Here is a 22,404-nt window from a genome sequence, read left to right on the forward strand (position 1 = left end):
TGTTTGATACAATATTCATATTAATAGAAATTTCAGTTTTGTATAGTTAGGAGAATGGTTTATGATAAAAGTATGCCCTAAATGTGGCTATCAAAATGACGAAGATGCTATCTATTGCTTGCAGTGTCTAGAAGACTTAAAAAATGTCCTTCCAGGAGAAGAGGTAAAGATCAATTCCACTGAATTTACAGGCTATAATACAAATAATATGTCTCCTCTTGGCCACTCACTCCAATATGAGCATTACAATGATGATGTCTCTATAGGTGCTTGGATTGGTATTTCAATTGCGCTTGGTATTCCTATTATTAATATTATTGTTTTAATTTGGATTTTAACTTCATCTTCTACAAATAGGACATTAAAAAACTATGCAATTGCACAATTTATCTTAATGTGTATAGGTATTGTACTAACTGGTCTACTTCTCCTCATAAGATAAGAGGAACACATCAATGATTATTGCTCTTAGGAGGATGCAAAATGATTAAGGTAAAGCCTATTGCTGTAGGAAATACAGCAGAAGTCTTCGACTACGGTAACAAAAAGGTCTGTAAACTATTTTTTGAAGGATACCCCTTAGAAGCCATTAACCGGGAATATACCAATGCAAAGCTTATGAAAAGTTTAGGTCTTCATGTCCCTAAATGTCATGAAATCATTCAATATGACCATCGTAGTGGTATTATTTACGAGAAAGTGTATGGTAAAACACTTCTTGAGTATTTCTTTGAAACAGCAGACCTTCATTTCCTAGTTCATACTTTAACCCATGTACATAAAAAAATTCTGAAACATCATACCCAAAATGTCCTATCCTATAAAACATTTCTTATTCAATCTATTCCTGATCAGGACATACAAAAAAGTAGGCTGATTAATGAAATTAGGCACCTACCAGACGGCGACACTCTGTGTCATGGTGACTATCATCCAGGTAATATCTTAGTGGGGAGCAATCATAAAACCACCTTGATTGACTTCATGAATGTATGCCATGGGCCTTGGCAATATGATATTGCAAGAACCTATTATTTACTAGCCTACGCCAATGTTCCTAGGGGTTCATCTAGTGACTCTGATAGCAAAAGTCAGCAAAAAGACCTTGCCGATCTCTATTTATCTAAGTTAAATGTAAGCTTTAAAGAGATTGCTCCATTTCTTTCAATCATTGATGCATGTCGTAGCTATGAAAAAGCTTAAAAAAGAAGGGACTGTTTTAAAACAGTCCCTTCTTTTTATTTTTTCTTAATATATTTTCTTGTATCAATAGCTACTGCAATAACAATAATAAGACCTTTAATAATGTACTGGATATATGGGCTAACGTCTACGTAGTTGAGTCCATAGTTGATAACTTGGAACATGAGTACACCACTTACTACCCCCGCAATCGATCCAACACCACCATTGAATGATACCCCACCTACTACACAGGCAGCAATGGCATCAAGTTCATAACCATTACCAATGTTATTGGTTGCACTCCCTGTTCTTGCAACTTCAAGTGAACCTGCAAATCCATAAAGAATACCAGCAAGCATAGATACAAGTACAATGGTACGAATAACATTAACACCAGATACAGTTGCCGCTTCTTCGTTACCACCTACTGCAAACATGTTTTTACCAAGTCTTGTTTTATTCCAAATGAACCAAACAATAGCAACTGTAATAGCTGCATAGATAACAAGGAACGGTATTTCAACAGGTCCAAGTCGTAAGCTACCTTGTGCAAAGTATTTAAAACGTTCATCTAAGTTGGCGATAGGTGATCCACCTGTATAATCATAGTAAAGAGATGCTACACCATAGATGATAAGCTGCATACTTAAGGTTACAATAAAAGCAGTTACCTTGAATTTTGCAATAACATAGCCACTAATAGTAGATGCAATAGCTGTACAAAGGATAGCAAGTAAAATCGGTGCAAATACGGGTAATTGAGGCATATCTGGGAAGATTCTTCTTGCGTAATCTGGTGCTTGAAGTAGTGAGGCACTGATTACAGCAGATAACCCAACCATACGACCAACAGAAAGGTCAGTTCCAGCAAGTACTAAAAGTCCTGCTACCCCTAGCGCCAAGATTACACGTGTTGAAGCTTGTGTAATAATAAATTTAAAGTTTTGTACAGATAAGAAACTACTATCCATACAAATAATAACGATAACTAAAAGTAAAAGTACAACATAAATGGCATTATTAATCAAAAAGTCCGCTACGGTACTTTTATTCCACTTTTTCACACTTGTTTCATTCATAATGCTCCCCCTTTATAAGTATTTTGCTGCAAGTCTTAGGATTTCTTCTTGATTCGTATCCTTGGTCTCCACAATCCCTGCAACACGCCCATTACTCATGACTAAAATACGATCTGTAATACCTAGCAGTTCGGGCATTTCTGATGAAATCATAATAATGCCTTTATCTTTATTGGCTAGATCTATAATAAGTTGATAAATTTCATATTTAGCACCTACGTCAATCCCACGTGTAGGTTCATCCAACATTAAGATTTCTGGTTCAGTCAGTAGCCATCTTCCTAGAATAACCTTTTGCTGGTTACCACCAGATAAAGAACGAATCTTCTCTTTTTGTGAAGGTGTTTTTACCTTCATACTTTCAATAACCCAATCCGTATCTTCTTTAATCTTTTGATCGTTTGTTACCCCAAGTTTATTTGTATATCTTGGTAGATTCGCAATCATTGCATTAAACTTAATATCTAACACATCAAAAATACCTGTTTTTCTGCGCTCTTCTGTTAAAAGTGCAAAGCCATTTTTAATCGATTCTTTTGCACTCTTATTTTCAATCGTTTTACCATGAAGAATAATTTCGCCGTCTTCTTTATGGCGAATACCAAAGATGGTTTCAAGAAGCTCTGTACGTTTAGAACCCATAAGCCCTGCAATACCTAATATTTCACCTTTGCGAAGTTTAAAAGAAGCGTCTTCTACAGTCGGTTTATAAAAGGCAGTTAAATGATTGACTTCTAAAATAGTTTCACCTGGTTTATTGGTTTTAGGTGGGAACCTGTGTGTTAAATCACGTCCAACCATTAAATTAATAATTTTATCCGTTGTCAAATCTTTAGCCTCATGGGTTGCAATCCATTTCCCATCACGCATAATCGTTACCTCGTCACAAATTCTAAGAATTTCTTCCATTTTATGAGAAATATAAATAATGCCACAGCCTTGATCACGTAATTGATTAATAATACGGAACAAGTGCTCAACTTCTTTTTCTGTAAGAGATGAAGTGGGCTCATCCATTACAATAATTTGGGCATCATATGAAACTGCTTTTGCAATTTCTATCATTTGACATTGAGATACAGAAAGGTGTCCCACCTTTTCTCTTGGATCTACATCAATACCTAATTTATCAAATATTGCTTTTGTTTGTTGATACATTTCTTTTTCATCTACCCATAATGAGTTTCCTGGAAATCTTCCAAGCCATATATTATCCATAACACGGGTTTGACTTACTTGATTTAATTCTTGATGTACCATGGAAACACCATGCTCAAGTGCCTGTTTCGGATTGGTGAAGTGAATCTTTTCACCCTTTAGGAAGATTTCACCCGCGTCTTCTAAATAAATCCCAAATAGACATTTCATAAGTGTAGACTTTCCAGCACCATTTTCCCCCATTAATGCATGTACCGTTCCTGGTAAAAGCTTTAAGTTGGCATCATCTAATGCTTTAACACCTGGAAACTGTTTAACAATATGATTCATTTCCAGCAAATAAGTTGTTTTGGCCATTTGTAGTCACCGCCCCTCTTTGTTTAAAGCATTGCAGACACCGCTATGTGTACTGCAATGCTTTATCCCTAAAATCTTATTTTAATCCGTAAGCTTCTTCAGCTACACCAAGATTATCATTTGTGATTGCAACATATGGAACACGTACAGCAAGTGTATCATCTAATTGCCAGCTTGTGCCTTCAAGAATATCTTTACCCTGTGTTGCATTAAGTGCAAGTTCTACAGCTGCTTTACCTTGATTAAGTGGGTCATTAAGAACGGTTCCTAACATCTTGCCTTGTTTAATAAGTTCAAGGGCTTCTGGAATGGCATCTACCCCTACAACTGGCATATATTTGTCACCTTGGAAGTATCCAGCAGCATTTAATGCTTCTACAGCACCAAGTGCCATACCATCATTGTTACAAATAACCATTTCAATGCCATCACCTTTAGCTGCAAGCCATGTTTCCATTAATTCTTTACCCTTGGTTGCATCCCACATACCTGTTTGTGTACCAAGGTCTTCTGTTTCAATACCTGCTGCATTGATTGTTGCAATAGATTCTTTTGTTCTTGCTTCTGCATCTGGATGTCCTGGTTCACCCATAAGCATTACGTATTGAATTTTGCTATCACCATTTTTATCCCAATCAGGATTTGCTTTCCAAGCATCAATAATGAGTTCGCCTTGGATGATACCTGATTCAGCTGAGTTTGTACCTACATACCATGTTTGATCATACCCAATATTGTTTGTACCATCTGGATATTCTTTGTTGATGAATACAACTGGAATATTTGCTGCTTTTGCTTTTTCAGCAATGGTTGGTGCAGCACCTGGATCAACTAAGTTAATAATAAGACCATCAACACCTTTTGCAATTAATGTATCGACTTGGTCATTTTGTTTAGCTTGATCATTTTGTGAGTCATTCATTGTAAGTTCAGCTTTTCCATCAGCTGCTGCTTGAATGGCATTTCTTGTGAATGTCATAAAGTTATCATCATATTTGTAGATAGTTACACCAATTTTAGGTAATTTACCACTTGTTTCTTCTTGCTTTGGCTCTTCAGCTTTTTCAGTTGTATCAGCCGTTTCAGCGGTTTCGGTTTTCGTTTCGGTTGTTGAAGATGAGCTCTCAGTAGATGGTGAACAACCAACAAAAGCTAACATCATACAACTTGCAAGAAATACGCTTAATACTTTTTTAAGTTTCATTTATATTACCCCCTAGTATTTAGATACCTTTAACAAGCACCTTACTTATGCCTTTATTTTATAGTGAATAGTGTCTAGTATGAATACAAAATTTTAACACTTTACCTTAAAAATTTACTAAAAAAAATAATACAAAAAAGCTAAAATAGCTTCTTTGTATTATTTTTTATCTTCTAACGTATGTTTTTTTAAGGGTACATGTTTTACCCAGAAATACTGATTTTCTTTTTCTGTAATAGGCATAAGTGTTTCATCCATTGGAAGCTCTAAAAGCTCAAATATTTTGTAGAGCATGCACTTAGCTTGTTCCTTAGAATCATTTAAAACTGTTCCTAGTAAGGTGCCCTCTTCCATGGCCTTTACAGCTTCATCAAGTCCATCTACACCTAGAACTGGAATTGTCTTATCCCCTTCAAAGTAACCTTTTTCTTTGAGACATTCTATGGCACCTAATGCCATTTCATCATTATTCGCCATAACGACTTCAATTTGATCACCTAAATTTGTATACCATTCTTCCATTTTTGCTTTGGCCGTATCTCTTTGCCACATAGCAGTATCCGTCGCTAAATTCTCCATACGGTATCCACGTTGTTCTAGGGTTCTAATACAATGATAAGTACGAAGTATGGCATCTTGATGACCATACTCACCTTCTAACATGACATATTGAATCTTACCATCTTGATTTAAATCAACCTCTAATCCAGCATCCAAGGCATCAGCTAAAAGCTCCCCTTGAAGCTTACCTGCTTCTTCTGCTTTTGAACCTACATAGGCTAGTTTATCCCACCTAGCAATATCTTGAGGTACAGGCTCTCTATTAAAGAAGATTACTGGCACATTTACATTTTGTGCTTTATCGATGATCAAGCTGGCATCTTCTCGTTCCACTGTATTCACAATAAGTAAGTCATAGCCTTCTTCAATCAATTTAGAAATCTGTTCATTTTGTAAGCTTTGATCATGTGTACTATCTTTATAGGTAAGATTGAAAGCCAAATCTGTTTCTGCATGAATTTCACGTATGTACGTTTCAAGATATTCAACTGTTTTTTTAATAAAAGGATCTTGCGCATTATAAAGTACGACACCAATGTCTATTTGTTCTTTCTTTTCTGGAGTGGGTTGCTTGAGTACTACAAGGCCTATTCCCCCTAAAAGCCCTACCATACTTACAATTACCAACCACTGTAAAGTCTTTTTCATACCTTCCTCCTTTAATGCTCCTAACCTTCTAAAGGAATTTTGATTAAAATAGTTGTTCCTTCATCTACTTCACTTTGTATCTCAACGCCATATTCTATACCGTAATAAAGTTGAATACGTCTATGTACATTTTGGACGCCTACCCCTGAGCCTTTTGTTTGAATGGTACGCCCTTCTTCAAGTAACTTGGTAGATACTTCTTCTTCCATGCCAACACCGTTATCTTGTACGCTAAAAATTAATACCCCTTCTTCTTCCCAAACATTGATATGAATCTGTCCTTGATGTTGAATGTATTGAATCCCATGATAAAGCGCATTTTCAATAATAGGTTGTAAGATTAACTTAAGTGTTAGACATTCCATAATACCGTCTTCTGCTTCAATGAAATACTCAAATTTATTTTTATATCGAATCTTTTGGATCGCTAAGTAGTTTCTTGCATGCTCGAGTTCTTGCCTTACTGTAATAATCGTTTTGCCTCCACTAATGCCTATTCTAAAGAATCTTGATAAGGCAGTAATCATCATCGTTGCCTCTTCATTACGTTCATCTTCTACTAACCAAATAATAGAATCTAAGGTGTTATAAAGAAAGTGAGGATTAATTTGTGATTGTAGAACTTCCATTTCCTTTTTACGTTTATCATCTTGTTCGGTTACAATCTCATGCTTTAAGCCTTTAATACGTTCTACCATTCTATTAAATGTTTTGGACAATTCAGATACAATGTATTCACCTTCTTCAGGCAAGCGAATATTAAAGTTTCCTTCTTCTACTAACTTCATGGATTTTTGCAGTTTATATAAAGGTGCTGAAAGCCTAGAGGAAATAAATAAGGTTCCTATAATACAAAGAATAAATCCTACTACAAAGACAGCAATAATAAAGTTTTGGAATGTATCATAATCAACAAGTAATTTGGTTAAATCCCAAACGCCTATGACCTTCCAACCTGTATAACCTGCCATCTGAAGTGTAATAAGACGTTTATCTTCCTCAAATACAGTTACTTCATTCTTTATTGCTTCATTGAATTTGCCTACTTCAAAAGCCCCTAAATCACCATATACAAGCCCGCCATCTGGTGCCACAATATAAATACTTCCTATATCACTGTCTTTAATGGGTGCACAAATATTTTTGATCCCTGTAAGGTGCATATCTACAAGCAATACCCCTTGAATAATATTGCCATTTTCATTGAGTGAAACCACCCGACTAAGTGTAATCACATCAGGGCTATTGTTATCTTGAAAAATCACTTGCTTATGAGGGCTTGAAAAGTGTACATTTTCTTGCTTTTGAATGGCATTTTTAAACCATTCTTCCTCTGTAACATCCACCGCTTCATTAAGATGCATATACCGATTGGCTGCTATGAGTTCGCCATTTTCTTTGAAGATTGCTAAATTGGCAATATGGTTGTTGGTTGTTTGAATCAAAGACATTTGGCTTGTAAACGTATTATCTTGTATAGACTGATTTTTAATGATCTTATAATATAACGTATTAGAAACATCAATCATACTTCTTGTATACGTATCAAGACTATATTTTACTTGTGTCATCAGCTGTTGTGCAGACTGAGTTGCATAATGAATCGCAATATCATTAAACTTCTTATAAAGGCTCGTACCTGTTAAGAGTAAAACAACTACAATAATAGAGGTAAAGCATATAATCATCAGGCTCTTAATACTTTTAAATCTTTCCATTGCGGTACTCCGTTGGTGAACAGCCTGTTATCTTTTTAAACACATAGCTAAAATAATGTCCTTCTGGATACCCTACCGCATAGCCTACCTCTGCCGCTTTCTTATTGGTTGTTTGTAAAAGAGTCTTTGCCTTTTCTATTCGAATTTGTGTTAAGTATGTACTAAAATTCACATCCATTTCTTTTTTAAAGAGTGCTGAAAAATAGGTTGTTGAAATATGTAAATATTGGCATACTGCTTCTGAGCTTAGGTTTTCGTCTTCATAATGAAGATGAATATACTCTACTGCTTTTTCAATCAATTCATTCTTGCTATCTTTACGTGAGTCATGAATACTTCTTGTCATAGCCAAACAAATCTTAGTCAGCCACTCTCTCAGTTCTTCTTTTGTACAAAGCCTACTCAGTGCTTCTAAAAGATTTGTATCTTGTGGTAAGAGACTATTCATCTCTACTTTCATGCTACGACCAAGTTTTAATATACTTGCAAGCACACCTACAATATAAATCTGATATTCTCGTAGTGCCATCCATTCCCCATCTAACTGCCCAAGCATTTTATCAACAGCATCTTGTATTTTTTCCTCTTGCCCTAGTTTAATCATGGTCAGTAAGGTATGTTCATCCTCTTCTTCAAATACAGTACTTGTATGGCTTGCAGGTTCTATATCGTCTAAATAGATAATTTTATCATTCCCAATGGTAATGGTATAATCCAGTGCAGAAGAGGCATCGGCATAGCTTTTATAAAGTTTGGTATAGTCTGTACATAAGCTGCCTACCCCAATAGTTACAGTTGTATTTAAGTATTTCTTAACACCACTACGTATTTGATCAAGCCCTCTAAAAAGATAGCTACTCGACTTAGGGTGTTCGCCTTGTTTTAAATCAACAAGCAAAATAAGCTCATCTTTGCGTGCAAATAATAAACCAAGTTGTTCACTACGTGTAATTTCATCAGCTATGTTAAAAACAGCAAGTTTTAATAAGTTTTTACTTGGAATAGATGAATGGACCATTTCTTTTTTATTCATTTCATCTGGTCGTATAATCACCACGGCTAATGCTTGACTTTCTAATTGTATATCTAGCTCAGTTAAGTTATCATAAAGGATCTCTCGTTCAATATACCCTTCAATCCATTGATTTAAGAACCGCTCCTTTAATAACGGTAGACTTTTCTTATAGGTCTGTTTAAGTGTATTAAGATTGCTTTTTGATAAGATTTCTTCATCTAATAAGACTTTTACTTCTCTTAAAAGTGTATGAATCTCTATGGAATTAATGGGTTTTAGGATATAACGAATGACACCTAGCTTGAGCGCTTCTCTAGCATATTCAAAATCATCAAAACCAGATAAGATAATGACTTTAATTGTAGGAAAACGGTCGTGAATTTCTGCTGTAAGCCTTATACCATCCATAAAGGGCATTTTAATATCTGCAATGACTAAGTCTGGTAAAGTCTTTTCAATCACTTCTAAAGCTTCTAAACCATTTTCTGCTTCTCCTACAATTTTGAACCCTAACTCTTCCCATTTAATTCTTCTAATAATCCCCCTTCTAATCTCTTCTTCATCATCAACAAGTACAACTTTATAGTAGTCCATTGTCTCATCCCCCCAGCACTTTTAACAGGACATAGTTTTGTTATTATTAAAATTATACCATATTGTATAATAAATTTTTATATTTTATTTTCTTTTTTAAAACTTTTATCTTTCTAGATCTGTTTGATCCATTCTGTAAAACAATATCTATATTCGTGGTTTTCTTTTTGTGACTCTGAGCTTATACATTTAAAGACCCCTTCACCTTGTACTGTGACCGGAAGTATAGGAAAAGCAGTATCCCCCTCAATAGTTGCTTGGATTTGAGTGATGTATAGTTTATTTGCAAAGGGCATAAAAACTTGATAGAGAGTACTTCCTCCAATAATAAAGACCTCTTCTTCACTTGTTTGATACTGGGCAAGAAGTGCATCCATTTCATGCATCACAATACACCCATCAGCTTGATAGCTTTGATCCCTTGTGAGAACAATATTTGTCCTGTGAGGTAAGGGTATTCCAATACTTTCATAAGTTTTGCGTCCCATAATCACAACATGTCCAGATGTCACTTTTCTAAAATACTGTAAATCCTCGGGAATAGACCATGGCATTTTATTATCTTTGCCAATCACTCTATTTTGACTCATTGCAACAATCATACTAATCATTTTTCTCTTCCTTTCTCTATCCTCTATTTATTTATATCACATCTACTTTTAAGTATACAAAAAAAGCTCTTAGACCTAAGTCTAAGAGCTTATCTTAAGGCGGCAACCAGATTTGAACTGGTGATGAAGGTGTTGCAGACCTCTGCCTTACCACTTGGCTATGCCGCCATTTAATGTCACACAGAATACACCTGTGTGACGCTTATTATTATATACTATTTTTAGCCTAGAGCGCAATACCTTTTCTGTAATTTTTTAGGTTATTTTTCTGATAGTCTATCTATATAGGTATTAATATAACTTGACTCACCTCTAAATTGCTCAACAGATTCACCTTTTTGATGCATGTGAATGATCGCATTACGTTTAATAACATTTTTACCACGCCAACCACAGGAGGTAGATGCCATTTTCTCTTTAAAGTATTTATTATCCATCTCAGCATAAATACGTGCCTCATCATTCATATAGTCTAAAGTAGAAAAGGCTTCTAATGTTGAAGATGCAATATCTTTATTATAAGGACATTCGATTTGACAAAAGTCACATCCAAATACATTGCCTTTTAATAATCCCATTTCTTGATGGGTCAGCTCTTTTTTTTGAGTTAAATAAGATAAGCAGATATTAGGATTGATACGTGCCTTATTAATTGAACAGGTTGGACAGGCTTTGTAGCAGTTGGTACAGGTACCACATTCCACATAACTTCCCATCTCTTCAAAATTCCTCTGATCTTCACATACTATTTCTAAATCTGTTAATATTTCCCCAAGAAAAACATAGGAGCCATATGTTTTTGTAATAAGCATGTTATTTCGACCAATAAACCCAAGCCCTGCTAAATAAGCAATATATCTTTCTGGCAATGTATTACTATCTACAAAGGCCATAGCTTTGCCACCAAGAGATTCAATATAATCACAAAGTGCCACTAAGTATTGCTTCACCACTCTATGATAATCTAAACGCTTTGTATAAACAGAAAATCCATTGGGCTCTGCCTGAGTTGGAATGGATTGGGCATAGGGAAAGGCAATAGATATAATGGTCTTTGCCTCTTCCATATAATGCCTAGGATTAATACGTTCATCTATCTCAGAAGTTTCAAACTCATTTTGTAGTTTTGCTTCTTGTCTTTTTTCATAAAATCCTCTAAGTTCATCAAATCTCCTGCAGGGAATAAAACCGATTGTGGTAAGCCCTTGTGCCTTGCAAAAATCTTGTATTTGTTCTTTCAACATACCTCTCATCCTATCTCTCTTTACATTAAAACTTACGCTTTTTAGGTGTAGTATAGCATACCCCGTCCTCAAGGACTAGCACTGTTAGAGAAAAGGTCTTGCAGAGGGATAGTAGACTTTTTTTGCTTTCACACTTACTATTTCATCTTCCGGATATCTAAAGGCTGTGAGCTTCCCACCATAGACACAACCTGTATCAATATTAATCGTATGGTGAACATGCTCTGCCTCTTTCTTTGGTGTATGGCCGTAAACGACTAATGCATCTCCTTCATAATCTTCACTCCAATTAAGTCTAACCGGTAAACCCTGTGCATCTAATTCACCTGTTGTCTCACCAAACATGGCTAAATCTCTAATTTTCTTGGATTCTCTACCATGCAAATGTTCTTTTAGTCCTGCATGAGCGACCACAAGTTTTCCCTCATCAAAAACATAATGACTGACAAGTCCCTCTAAAAAGATCTTAACCTTTTCACTAAACCACTCTGGCTCTTGTGCCAACTGTTCCATAGTGGTTTCTAATCCGTGAATGACTTGAACATTTGAGCCCCTTAATTTGCGTAAAAGCTTCCCATCATGGTTTCCGAGTACACAGTAGGCTTGTTCATTAGTCACCATATGCATCACCAGTTTAAGCACTTGGGGTGTTTTTGGCCCCCTATCCACTAAGTCCCCTACAAAAACCAGTTTTCTCCTATCTGGTGGATAAGCATAGGCTCCCTTTTTATCTACACGATAGCCTAATTGATCCAATAATGTACAAAGTTCATCATAACATCCATGCACATCCCCTATAATATCAAAAGGTCCATGGATTTTGCGTTTATTATTGGCGAGTGGTCTATATTGTATTGAAGTATGTTCAATCATTTCCAATGTTTCTAAATGATACAACGTTTTGAATCCTACTTTTCCTAGCACACTTATTATAGATTCACTTTGCTTGCTCTCTTCTTTAGGACACTCGTTCCTTTCACCTTCTAGAGTGAAAGGATAATCTTTGCCAACCACTACTGCCATAGGGGTATAATGATAACGTTTTGCCAATTGAGCCAAATGTTGGCCTACTGTCTTCTCAAAGGTTACAAGAGGAATCACTGTAAGCTGCCCAAGTTCTAGTCTACTTATAACTTGTGTTTCTATATTTTGCGGATTAATCACTTCATTTCGTTGGAAATGTTTGTTTATAAAAGTTTGTATTCCTTGTTCTTCGCCTACTATAACAAGAAGTGTAAATTCTGGAATAACGATTTGCATCTTTCTCAACCTCCGTTCTCATTCAACGTTTAAACTAATATATAATAATATGAACCATTTACTGCTATTTCATTTACGTATAGCTTTATTAAAGCTTGTAAAAAATAAGTAAAATCTATTTCTTCAGGAGGTCCATCATGCACTACATAGTCTTTGATCTAGAATTTAATCAAGATGCTGAATCTTTACAGAATTTTGAGCACGCTGCAACACGTTTTCCTTTTGAAATTATCCAAATTGGTGCAGTTAAGTTAGATGAGCACTTTAATCTTGTTTCAACTTTTAATCATTATATTAAACCTACTTTTTATAAACGTCTTAGTCCGTTCGTTGCGGAGTTAACTCAAATTACATCCGAACAATTAGAAGAAGGCGACCTATTCCCACTTGTTTATGAAACCTATCTACAGTTTATTGGCGAAGAAGAAATCACATGGGTTGTTTGGGGAATGTCTGACATGAAGGAACTTTTTCGTAATGTCTTCTATCATCACCTTGACCAAGCACCTTTACCTAAACACTTTATCAATATTCAGCCTTATACCTCAACTTACTTTAATCTCTCCGAGAAGAAGCTTTTAAAATTAGAAGATGCCATTACAAAACTTGAACTTCCACTCTCTCATTCGTTTCATAATGCCCTTCATGATGCCTACTATACAGCGGAAATCTTTAGAAAAGTATATACACCTACAATAAAACCTATGATTTATGATCCATTTTTTAAGCCTGCCCATCCTAGGCAACCTAAAAGGCGTGTCAACTATCATGCACTTATAGAGCAATTTGAAAAAATGTATGATCGTCCTATGACAGCCGAGGAGCAAGCTCTTATTAAACTTGCTTATAACATGGGTAAGACACAGCAATTTCTACATTAAAAAAGCACCTCCAAATGCTAGATTTATTTTCTCTAACATTTGAAGGTGCTTTTTATTTAGCCTATTAAAATTTCTTAACCAATGGATTAAGTACTGGATATAAAATGGTTACAGCTACAATCCCAAATACACTATTGACAAAGGTAGCAAGTAAACTTGTGAATGCGCCCCACATGGCTACACTTAAACCATTGCCTACTAAAAATAAAGTGGCTGTATCATATAAGAAGTCTCCAGTTAAACTAATTAAAAAGGCACAAGTTGTTGCAAGAATTAATGCTTTAGTGACACCTATTTGATCTTTGAAATGTTCAAAGAGTTTAGAGGCTACAAAACTCATAAGAATGGCAAGGATAATAACCTTTGGCATCACTGTAATATAGCCATTGAGTAAATCAAAGATAGCAAAGCCAATAGCCCCTGCAAATGCACCCTTCTTTCCTCCTAAAATAAGTGCGCCTAGTAATAAAAAGATATTACCAAAATGTAAGAAAGGAACCCCTACAGCTGCTGGTAGTGGAATTCTAAATGCCTGTATGCCTAAGAAGGTTACCGCTGCAAAAAGTGCAACTTTGGTAAGTTCATAAATGGGTTTACGTTGTTCGTTCATCTCATACTCCTTTATATTTTAAATAGATTAAATTGCTTTTCTCCAAAAACATGAAGTTTATAATGGTCATCAATATAGACATCCACTTCTGTACGGACACCTATATTCTTCTTATATAAACCAGGTTCTATAGAAAATAATGTTCCAGGCAGTAACTTTCTATCATCAATGGCTTCAAAACTATCTAAGTTAGCGCCAGGTCCATGGACTTCATGCCCTATGTTATGTCCAGTTCGATGAATAAAATAGTCTGCCTCTCCACACTGCTCAAAATACTTGCGACAATGTTGATCTACCTCATAGCCTTTTGGTAACAAGCCTTTTTCTAACCTTTCTTGAATAAAAGTTAAGCAAGCTTCTCTTGCCCCAACTACTTTTTCAAATTGTTCGGCATAATCTTTCGGAATCTCCTTACCTATATAAGCACAGAAGGTGACATCGTAATAAATACTCTTTGCCTCTTTTTCACGTGCCCACAAATCTAATAATAAAAGGTCACCCTCTTGAAGGGTATAACTATTTTCACTAGTGGGTACAAAGGTTAACTGACTTGCATGGTCATTGACTGCAACATAAGGCATATCATGATCACAGGTAAGGTTATATTTCTCATAAGCTTTTTGGATCCATACTAAGACATCCCATTCAGTTAAAGGTTGCCCTTCATTGATGCCTTTACGAATCGTTTGATAAACGTCATCTCTTATGCGTAGGATCTTTTCTCCTGCACGCTTATGACTTTCTATTCCTTCTTCATCAAGCACACAATACAGTTCTTGTATCAAATCTCCAGAGGATACAACTTGTCCCCCTATACTTTTAATCAGTTCTACAAAGCCTGCATCTGTAGTTGCCACTATAGGTAACTGGCACTCTTTGCTATATTGCATCGCCACCTTTTGGTCATAAAGATATTCATGAAGTAAAGCTTTTAAACTTTCATAGCTTGTATAACATACAGTCGTTCCCTCAAGAATATCTAAGATATGCTTTTCTATAGTAGAAACTAGCTTGATCGGTTGTCCTATTCTAGGAAGCAAGTAAATCCATCTACGGCTTGTGAAAAATGGCTGAGGTAAATCAAGGAGTTGCTGACTAAATACATCTCGCCCATGATAATCTGTAATGATCCAATAATCCATTTTATATTTTTCTAATAGTTGTTGTATTTTTTGAATATCCATTTGTAATCTATTCCTTTACTCGCATAGACTTAAATAACGTCTGTCTTATTATACGATAATATATGTCTTTACAAAAGTCTATACACAAAAATACCACTAAAACTCCTTATAGAGCTTTAGTGGTATTTGACGCTATAATCCAAATAAGAAGGCTAATGCAAACACTATAAATAGTAATACAATAGCCGCTCCTAAATAGAGCACCCCTTTTACTGTGCATTTAAGTAGCTTTAAAATAACAAAAAAGATTAAAGCAATCATTAACAAGCTAAGTAAAAGTTGCATACACCTCTCCCCTTTATAAAACACCTTACTTTATCTTATTCATCAGAGAGAGTCTATGAACATATAACGTTATAAAAATATACTTTTTATTTAAAATAACCATATTCACAAAGTACTTCAAAACAGCTATTCACTTCATCGTCTGTAAATAACTCCAAAAACTGACTTTTTGTAATGGTTGCTTCCATAGTCAGTTCTAAACGATCCGCTTCTTGTAATTTATCAAAGTTGTCAGATAATCTACCCTTGCGAATAATTTCTTTTGCAGTTTTAACACCACCAAATTTCTCTAATGTCTGTAAAAAACGTGCAGGATTACAATCACATTCTTTTTTAGCGATGTCACAGTTTTTGATTAATGCTTCATCAAATTGTTTTTCTAAGTTTGTCATAAGTTACCTCTTTAAATTCTTTAGTTATAGTTTCATTATACTATAGTATATCCCTTCTCACAAATTCTATATAATGCTGGGGCATTTCATATACTGTTTCTTATTTTTTCTTCCTCCGCTAAATGGAATAGACATTCTCTGGACGCTTATAGGTTACAGCTTAACATAACGCAATCAGAATACAAAAAAGAGTAAAGATAAGGCGTTCACTCCTTTATCTTTACTCTTTTTATATAACCTTATAAATTACTCAACAACTGGTACAAATGGTGCTTTGATTGTTCTACCACCACCGTGTTTTGCAACAAATGTATAAAGTTGACTATGTATTTCTTTAGCTTTTGTTAAAGCGCCCTCTGCTGTATTTATACCTTGCTCTGTCATATATGTAGCTGCTGCTGTCTTATCTGTTTTTACAAGTTCAATCACTTTTTGATCCACTTGAGCTTGTGCTTTAATAAGGTTTAACTCATATTGTTTCCAATAATCTCTTACACCTTTGCCAAAGTTTACACGATCAAGTTCTGCAAGTGTTGAAAGCCCTCTAAATGTCCAATATGCAGATGCCTCATTATAGTTTACACCTGGTATTTTGTAGGCTTCATGTGTATCTGTAATCCCTCCAAATGTAGGAAGATATACAGCGTGTTCTGCATTTCCCATTGCCATCCACATGAGACCGCCTACTTCTTTTGGATAGCTTTCTTTCATTTGAATAATATGACATTCAGCTTGCCCTTCTGTACCAATGGCACGTTTACCTTTATTTTCAGGAAGATTTACATCATTTTCTGTCCCCTCATAACGATATCTTTGAAGATCCATGACTTCGTCTACAGAGATCTTGTCATCGGCTTTCATAAATAAATCAAATACTGGTGTATCAAGTGCAACCTCTTGAGAAGCTGAGAAGAAATGTTGGCCTCCCCATGCACGTAAACGATTGCCTTCTGACATTTCTGGTCCATATGTAAGTGCTAAATGGAATTTACCTTCATAGTTTTTTACTAAACCATGTTGAGCTGGCATATTAATCACATCTTTTGAAGCCATCACATTTTCTGTATCATTTAAATCAACATAACCTAACATAAAAGCATTTGGAATGACTGCATACATATCATCTGGTACTTTTACAGCTGCCCATTGATGACCACTTAAGATCTCCATATACCAAGCTTCTTCATTATCTGCAAAAAGAATAATATTCCCTTCTGCTGATCCATATTGCTCTACGATTTCACCAAGTACTTTAACCCCTTCTCTTGCTGTTTTTACACGTGGAAGAACAACTGATGGAATGGCTGCTTCACGAATACCATTTTCAACAAGTGGATCAATAGCTTTAATGGCATCATTTACTGCTGCTGATACCGTTGCTGTCATCGCAACACCTTGTTCATTTATTCCTGCTGCTGCATAAATACCATCTTCATGTTCCTCTACATCAGGAAGCATTGTATATTTATAAGCTTTTGCAGGCTGTTCAATCTTGAATCCATTAAGGTCTTCAAACATCTCGCCTTTTTTATAAGTTGTTGCTGGTACAACAACAAAATTCTTATTGTAAGCTGCCCCAATATCTTCAGTTCTACCCATGATAATACTACCATCTTCAGTAGCATTTTTCCCTACAACAACGCCTGTACAAGCGAATACATTAACACTTACAGATAAGCTTAAAAGAAGCGTCATTAATCCTTTAAGTAAATTATTTTTCTTGCTCATATTTAATCCCTCTTTCTATGTTTGTGAATATTTATTAGTTGTTTGTTTACTTTATACATAGTAACATAATTTAAAATAGACTGCAATACATTTTTTATATTTATTCATATACACTTATTTTTAATCATTATATTACTAGCTATTTTCTTACATTTTCTACTCTTAGGTAATAAAAAAGAGCCAATAATGTATTTTTTATACATCATTAGCTCTATCGTTTTTATTTTATAGCACCATTTGTTCTCCAAGGAGTTTATCAAAGCTAAGGGCATCTAAATTAATGTGGGATTTAATATGTTCTACCACAATGGTTTGCTTTTTGTTTTGGTCGTACTCTGAAGCTAAGTTATACTTCACATCAAAGAGAGACATAAGATGTTGTGGAATATCATAACCTACACAAAGGAGTTGAACATTATTACGATCAAGTAATTTGATAACAGGTTCCCATATATAGGCTGCAGCTGTACCAGAGAATGGACTATCTAGCATAATAAACTTACGACTATCTTCTCCGATATGTGGATTATAGAGTTTTCTAATATAGGAAATAAGACAAATAAAGATACTCATATACATCCCATTGGATTGTCCTGTAGAACCAATGGCACGGCTCCAAGGAAGCTCTCTACTATTTTCCTTAATATCTTCTACTTTATAGACACGTACATCACTTTTCTTGATATTGACAACAAAGGCACCAAAGAGTTCCCTAAGTGTGAGGCGACCTGCTAAATAGGCTTGTTTTTTATTATCTTCAATAGACTCTACTTGCTCAACCAAGTTATTAATATAACTTTTCATCTTAGCAAAACGTAGTTCTTCTTCTAGTGGTGTCACAATAATGCGAATCATTTCTTGACTACGTCCATAAAGTTCTATTTTTGAAAGATGTGCCAGGCTCATAAGGTCATTATAGACTTGCTCACATTTTTGGATACATTGATTGATAAAGCTTTCTTCATCTTTTTTGAGCGCTTCAATGGTTTCTTTAATACGGACTTTTTCTTCCCTTACATTTTCAAGGTAGCCGCCCTCTCCACCAATGAGTCCTCTATAGAGGTTGCACATTTCTTCATCTTTAGGACTTTCTAAAAGGAGTCTATCTAAATCTCCTTTAAAATGGATGAGTTCCGGTGCTTCTAAATAATCCAATACTTCTTTGAGTAATAGACTATAACCATTAGAAGTACTCTCTAAAGCACGAAGGACTTCTCTTGTTTCTTGCTCAATGGCATCAAAGTTCTCCATTTTACGGGTAGCCTGAATAGTTTCTATGTATTGTAACCCGTAACGATACATGAGTCCATTTAGCTTTTCACGTTGATGGTTAAGGTTCTTAAGTGTTTCTTCTAGATCTACAAGTGCTTTTGACTTCTGATTTTGTTCATTTTGGCATTTTTTAATATTTTGAAGTAAAACACCTTTTTCATCTTTTACTTTTACTAAACATGCCTGAATTTCGCCCTCTTCTAGAATCATCTCTTCGTAAGTCATACGGTATTCTTTTAAAAATTGGGCTTTCATATTCCCCAATGCACCCTCTTGACTGGCATATGCTACCTTCTGTGCTTCTACATTGGTACGAGCTGCTTCGTACAGTTTGCTGCTTTCACCTATTTGGATTTCTAGTTGTTTAAGAAGGGAAAGATAGTCGCCTTCAAAACGACTTCTCGTTGTGAAGTAGTCTGTTGTAAACTGTTCGCCTTTAGCTACCATTTCTAAGACTTTGTGTTCCATACTTTCTGCACATTCTTTAATGGCTTGTTCGAGCTGCTTGACATCTCCCGCTTCTTCACGTAAACGTTGGTCATACATCTCATATTTCAGTTTTGCTTCTTCATAAGGCATATCTACTACATCATACTTAGCATCTTCTTCAACTTTAAAGGTGAAGTGCTCAACTTGAATACGTATCTCATGATAACTTCCTGTCAAAGCGTCCTTGTGTGCTGTGAGTTCGGTTTGTCTTGCACCAAAGTGCTCAATAGTCTCTTCTAAGAGGCCTAAAGTCTTTTCACAATTTTTAAGTGTAAGGCTTAATTCACTGAGCTCTCTTTCTAGAGTAACTTGCGTTTGATGATCAGCTTCCCATTTTTTTAAAGCTTCACATTCTTGCTCTAGTCCTTCTAACACCTTACTTATCGTTGTAAATGCTTGATGTTCTTGTTCTAACGTCTCTTTCATCTCTTGAAGCTTTGTTTCTTCTTTACAAAGTGCTTCCTCAAGTTGTCTTTGCTGTTCCTCTAAGGCTTCATCCTTGTGGATGGCTTCTACAAGTTCAGCTTTAAATCCTTCTACCTTTTCTCCTGGATAGGTCTTGGTGATTTCAAGAACAAGGGCTTGGTGATCTGTAACAACTTTAACTTGTGCCTCTAAATCCTTTAAATCTTGTTCAAGACTTACAAGCTCTTTTTTTAACTTGCGTAGTTCTTTTTCTCTTAAGTCGACATCCATAAAATAGTCAACATCCTTGGTCGTAAAGGTAATCCCTGAAACTTGTAGATCTTCACCTTCTAATAACGCATCCTGGTTAATAATCGGTAATACTTCATCTTCTAATGTACGTCTAAGCTTTGTATCTCTTACAAGCTTTCTAAAGTCTACTTCATCGACTAAAATGCTGTACGGTAAAAGGGTGGTACGTTCTAAGAGTGCTTTCTTTTCGTCCTCCGATTGGTTTTGCAAGAAACTACTCCCAAGTACTGCAGAAGGATAGCTATCTGATACACGTTTATATTGCCTTCTTGCACATGCAGAGAGGACAACCCCATGACTGAGTTCCAGCATGCTTAGCTTTTCTTCACATTCTTTTTTCTTTGTTTCTTTTTGACTCATCCCTTTATGTAGATTCACTAAGGCTTTATTTAAATGCCCCATCAAATCCTGCGTGTCGTACTTAGCTTTTAGCTGATTTATTAAGTTTTCACCTGTACGTACCTCTGCTAAAATTTTTCTAAGGTTTAGCACTCGTGATGCTTGATGTTGCTTTTCAAGTTCTAAAAGTTTACGTGCTTGGAGCTTGTCATTTAAGCTACTCTTTGCCTCTTCCATGTCAACTTTTAGTGCTTCTATTTTTGCTTTTAAAGTTTCACAATTCAATTTATTTGCTTCATATTCTTCTTCAAGTTGTTCTTTTGTCAAATGCTTAAATTCTTTTTGAAGCGTACTTAATTGCTCTTGGATTCTATGGATTGCTTTTTCTTTTTCTGCTACTTGGACTCTTGTATGTGCTAAAGTTGTCTTAATACGTTCTCTTTCCAAACAACTTTCATGGTACTCAGCCTTTAACGCTTCTAATGCGTTTTCTGCTTCTTCTTTAGCTTTGGTACTTGTTCTAAACTGTTTAAACAATAAGTTACCGTATACATTACCCCAATAGTTGTAATCTGCCATAAGTTCCTTATGTTCTTTAGCACGTGTGCCAAGTTCCTCTTCTTTTAAAGCTTTTTTCATTTTAAAGCTTTCATATTCCCCATAAAGTTTTTCAGCTTCATAATACGTTTTCTTTTCTTTTAAAGCGTTCAATGCCTCTTCTTTTTGTCCAAAGGCTTGCTCTAATTCTTGAAGATAAGTACCCAGTGCGTTTAGTTTCTCCTGGGCTTCTTTAATAGAATAGGCTTGCTCTTGTCTATTTAAGTGCTCTACATGCATTTTATATTGTCCAAGTAAACTTTCTAGTTCTTGAGTTTCTTTAATAAGACGACTTTTCTCTTGTTCCTTAAAGCTTTTGTCTTGGGTAATCCCTAAACTCATTTCACTCAGTTTTGTCACTAAGTCCTCTTTAGATTCAAACGCTTTTCCCAGTTTACCAAGTTGCTCATAAATACGCTCACAAGCTTCTTCAATATAAGTATATTCTGCTTCTAAAGCTTCTTTTTGCTGAAGGGTCAGAAGGGTTTGTCTCAGATTAAGAAGGGTCTTTGCACGACTTTCTTCTGTTTGATAGTCACCTTCGTGACGTAATCTATAGCTTTCTTCTATGGTTGGAATAAGGAAATCTTGAATAAAGCTACTTGCCGTACTGTAACTTCTTAAATACTTCTCGGCATTGGCCTCACTGGCATTGATACCCATGAGATGCTTCCATTCCACACTATTAATATTGAGCTTTGCAAGTTCTTTTAGATGATCTTTTTTCGTACGATTCATCACCACACTGTACTCACGAAGGGGCGTTTGCATCAATTTCTTCAAGTAACCTTCTAACTCTTTGTAATTCATGATTTTCTTCGTACCATCTTCTTTTACAGTAACCAGTGGCAAACTTTCTAAATCATAAGCATTAGGTTCATTGTAATAGGTAATATAAAGCATCGTACCAAATTCACCATTTTCTTCTTCGTCTAAAAAGTTCACTTGCTCCACTTTTTCTTTTTTATAAGCACAAAATCCAACTAAAGCATATTTAAAGGCACTGCCTTCATCTAATCGCCATTCCACAAGGGAGTGAATCGTATTATTGTTATTTTTGTTATCAAATAAGAGAGAAAGAGGAAACTCTTGCTTAAACTTTGCACCTGGTAGCATAGGTTGTGCCATACATTGTAAGAAGAATGTTTTACCTAGTCCATTAATCATATCAATTAATGTATGAGTCCCTCCCATTTTAAGCACAAAATCTTCATAGTAGTTATTGCCATCGTTATATTTAATGTTTGTAATACGTACGCGATTGATATATGGCATA

18 protein-coding genes and 1 tRNA gene are annotated in these 22,404 nt (G+C 35.4%); 3 read left to right on the forward strand and 16 right to left on the reverse strand.

Annotation, left to right across the window (positions count from 1 at the left end; genetic code table 11):
- Positions 1–61: 61 nt before the first annotated feature.
- Together BN2390_RS06400 and BN2390_RS06405 are read left to right on the forward strand one after the other, a co-directional pair.
- On the forward strand, positions 62–442 hold the full coding sequence (locus tag BN2390_RS06400; RefSeq protein ID WP_053983530.1) for a zinc ribbon domain-containing protein: 381 nt from the start codon (positions 62–64) through the stop codon (positions 440–442).
- A 41-nt stretch (positions 443–483) separates the two neighbouring features.
- Entirely contained in the window at positions 484–1,203 is a 720-nt protein-coding gene (locus tag BN2390_RS06405) for an aminoglycoside phosphotransferase family protein (RefSeq protein ID WP_053983531.1), read from the forward strand.
- Between the two features lie 35 nt (positions 1,204–1,238).
- Here the strand turns inward: BN2390_RS06405 and mglC are convergent, their stop codons facing one another.
- The 10 genes from mglC to BN2390_RS06455 form a co-directional block, all read right to left on the reverse strand.
- Positions 1,239–2,264, reverse strand: coding sequence for a galactose/methyl galactoside ABC transporter permease MglC (gene mglC, locus BN2390_RS06410; protein ID WP_053983532.1), 1,026 nt, complete (start codon positions 2,262–2,264; stop codon positions 1,239–1,241).
- Positions 2,265–2,276: 12 nt separating this feature from the next.
- Positions 2,277–3,779 (reverse strand): galactose/methyl galactoside ABC transporter ATP-binding protein MglA, encoded by a 1,503-nt coding sequence (gene mglA, locus BN2390_RS06415; protein ID WP_053983533.1) that lies wholly within the window; start codon positions 3,777–3,779, stop codon positions 2,277–2,279.
- Positions 3,780–3,855: 76 nt separating this feature from the next.
- The gene (locus tag BN2390_RS06420) at positions 3,856–4,983 is read right to left on the reverse strand and encodes a galactose ABC transporter substrate-binding protein (RefSeq protein WP_053983534.1); all 1,128 of its coding nucleotides are present in this window, start codon (positions 4,981–4,983) and stop codon (positions 3,856–3,858) included.
- A 159-nt stretch (positions 4,984–5,142) separates the two neighbouring features.
- Positions 5,143–6,192: a galactose ABC transporter substrate-binding protein gene (locus BN2390_RS06425; RefSeq protein ID WP_053983535.1), complete on the reverse strand. Its 1,050-nt coding sequence runs from the start codon at positions 6,190–6,192 to the stop codon at positions 5,143–5,145.
- Positions 6,193–6,212: 20 nt separating this feature from the next.
- Complete coding sequence (locus BN2390_RS06430) at positions 6,213–7,910, reverse strand: cache domain-containing sensor histidine kinase (RefSeq protein ID WP_053983536.1); 1,698 nt, start codon at positions 7,908–7,910, stop codon at positions 6,213–6,215.
- Positions 7,897–9,519 carry a response regulator gene (locus tag BN2390_RS06435; RefSeq protein WP_053983537.1) on the reverse strand — a complete coding sequence of 541 codons (1,623 nt, stop codon included), beginning with the start codon at positions 9,517–9,519 and terminating at the stop codon, positions 7,897–7,899. Before BN2390_RS06435 ends, BN2390_RS06430 begins: the two co-directional genes overlap by 14 nt.
- A gap of 113 nt (positions 9,520–9,632) precedes the next feature.
- Complete coding sequence (locus BN2390_RS06440) at positions 9,633–10,130, reverse strand: dihydrofolate reductase (protein ID WP_053983538.1); 498 nt, start codon at positions 10,128–10,130, stop codon at positions 9,633–9,635.
- A gap of 97 nt (positions 10,131–10,227) precedes the next feature.
- Positions 10,228–10,298, reverse strand: a tRNA-Cys gene (locus BN2390_RS06445).
- 92 nt (positions 10,299–10,390) lie between these two features.
- Positions 10,391–11,374: a tRNA epoxyqueuosine(34) reductase QueG gene (queG, locus tag BN2390_RS06450; protein WP_198524869.1), complete on the reverse strand. Its 984-nt coding sequence runs from the start codon at positions 11,372–11,374 to the stop codon at positions 10,391–10,393.
- 84 nt (positions 11,375–11,458) lie between these two features.
- The gene (locus BN2390_RS06455; RefSeq protein ID WP_242847650.1) at positions 11,459–12,634 is read right to left on the reverse strand and encodes a metallophosphoesterase; all 1,176 of its coding nucleotides are present in this window, start codon (positions 12,632–12,634) and stop codon (positions 11,459–11,461) included.
- A gap of 137 nt (positions 12,635–12,771) precedes the next feature.
- Between BN2390_RS06455 and BN2390_RS06460 the strand changes: the two genes are divergently transcribed.
- The gene (locus BN2390_RS06460; RefSeq protein WP_053983540.1) at positions 12,772–13,515 is read left to right on the forward strand and encodes a 3'-5' exonuclease; all 744 of its coding nucleotides are present in this window, start codon (positions 12,772–12,774) and stop codon (positions 13,513–13,515) included.
- Between the two features lie 64 nt (positions 13,516–13,579).
- Here BN2390_RS06460 and BN2390_RS06465 read toward each other — a convergent pair whose 3' ends face one another.
- From BN2390_RS06465 to BN2390_RS06485, 6 genes are all read right to left on the reverse strand, one after another.
- Positions 13,580–14,125, reverse strand: coding sequence for an ECF transporter S component (locus BN2390_RS06465; RefSeq protein ID WP_053983541.1), 546 nt, complete (start codon positions 14,123–14,125; stop codon positions 13,580–13,582).
- Positions 14,126–14,136: 11 nt separating this feature from the next.
- Positions 14,137–15,309 carry a M24 family metallopeptidase gene (locus BN2390_RS06470; protein ID WP_053983542.1) on the reverse strand — a complete coding sequence of 391 codons (1,173 nt, stop codon included), beginning with the start codon at positions 15,307–15,309 and terminating at the stop codon, positions 14,137–14,139.
- A gap of 132 nt (positions 15,310–15,441) precedes the next feature.
- Positions 15,442–15,594, reverse strand: a complete 153-nt coding sequence (locus tag BN2390_RS21635; RefSeq protein WP_154668789.1) for a hypothetical protein — start codon at positions 15,592–15,594, stop codon at positions 15,442–15,444.
- A gap of 86 nt (positions 15,595–15,680) precedes the next feature.
- Complete coding sequence (locus tag BN2390_RS06475; protein ID WP_053983543.1) at positions 15,681–15,986, reverse strand: hypothetical protein; 306 nt, start codon at positions 15,984–15,986, stop codon at positions 15,681–15,683.
- Between the two features lie 246 nt (positions 15,987–16,232).
- The gene (locus tag BN2390_RS06480; protein WP_198524870.1) at positions 16,233–17,714 is read right to left on the reverse strand and encodes a C69 family dipeptidase; all 1,482 of its coding nucleotides are present in this window, start codon (positions 17,712–17,714) and stop codon (positions 16,233–16,235) included.
- Between the two features lie 225 nt (positions 17,715–17,939).
- Positions 17,940–22,403, reverse strand: coding sequence for a coiled-coil domain-containing protein (locus BN2390_RS06485; RefSeq protein WP_053983544.1), 4,464 nt, complete (start codon positions 22,401–22,403; stop codon positions 17,940–17,942).
- Position 22,404 lies beyond the last annotated feature (1 nt).

The sequence above is a fragment of the Niameybacter massiliensis genome, from assembly GCF_001282685.1.
Classification (GTDB): domain Bacteria; phylum Bacillota; class Clostridia; order Lachnospirales; family Cellulosilyticaceae; genus Holtiella; species Holtiella tumoricola.

Bases quoted from the DNA above. Each gene is read 5' to 3' on its own strand.
- BN2390_RS06425 (WP_053983535.1), bottom strand. From the start codon at position 6,192: ATGAAAAAGACTTTACAGTGGTTGGTAATTGTAAGTATGGTAGGGCTT.
- BN2390_RS06420 (WP_053983534.1), bottom strand. From the start codon at position 4,983: ATGAAACTTAAAAAAGTATTAAGCGTATTTCTTGCAAGTTGTATGATG.
- BN2390_RS06400 (WP_053983530.1), top strand. From the start codon at position 62: ATGATAAAAGTATGCCCTAAATGTGGCTATCAAAATGACGAAGATGCT.
- BN2390_RS06485 (WP_053983544.1), bottom strand. From the start codon at position 22,403: ATGCCATATATCAATCGCGTACGTATTACAAACATTAAATATAACGAT.
- BN2390_RS06405 (WP_053983531.1), top strand. From the start codon at position 484: ATGATTAAGGTAAAGCCTATTGCTGTAGGAAATACAGCAGAAGTCTTC.
- BN2390_RS06460 (WP_053983540.1), top strand. From the start codon at position 12,772: ATGCACTACATAGTCTTTGATCTAGAATTTAATCAAGATGCTGAATCT.
- BN2390_RS06480 (WP_198524870.1), bottom strand. From the start codon at position 17,714: ATGAGCAAGAAAAATAATTTACTTAAAGGATTAATGACGCTTCTTTTA.
- BN2390_RS06435 (WP_053983537.1), bottom strand. From the start codon at position 9,519: ATGGACTACTATAAAGTTGTACTTGTTGATGATGAAGAAGAGATTAGA.
- BN2390_RS06465 (WP_053983541.1), bottom strand. From the start codon at position 14,125: ATGAACGAACAACGTAAACCCATTTATGAACTTACCAAAGTTGCACTT.
- BN2390_RS06440 (WP_053983538.1), bottom strand. From the start codon at position 10,130: ATGATTAGTATGATTGTTGCAATGAGTCAAAATAGAGTGATTGGCAAA.
- mglA (WP_053983533.1), bottom strand. From the start codon at position 3,779: ATGGCCAAAACAACTTATTTGCTGGAAATGAATCATATTGTTAAACAG.
- mglC (WP_053983532.1), bottom strand. From the start codon at position 2,264: ATGAATGAAACAAGTGTGAAAAAGTGGAATAAAAGTACCGTAGCGGAC.
- BN2390_RS06430 (WP_053983536.1), bottom strand. From the start codon at position 7,910: ATGGAAAGATTTAAAAGTATTAAGAGCCTGATGATTATATGCTTTACC.
- BN2390_RS06470 (WP_053983542.1), bottom strand. From the start codon at position 15,309: ATGGATATTCAAAAAATACAACAACTATTAGAAAAATATAAAATGGAT.
- BN2390_RS21635 (WP_154668789.1), bottom strand. From the start codon at position 15,594: ATGCAACTTTTACTTAGCTTGTTAATGATTGCTTTAATCTTTTTTGTT.
- queG (WP_198524869.1), bottom strand. From the start codon at position 11,374: ATGTTGAAAGAACAAATACAAGATTTTTGCAAGGCACAAGGGCTTACC.
- BN2390_RS06475 (WP_053983543.1), bottom strand. From the start codon at position 15,986: ATGACAAACTTAGAAAAACAATTTGATGAAGCATTAATCAAAAACTGT.
- BN2390_RS06455 (WP_242847650.1), bottom strand. From the start codon at position 12,634: ATGCAAATCGTTATTCCAGAATTTACACTTCTTGTTATAGTAGGCGAA.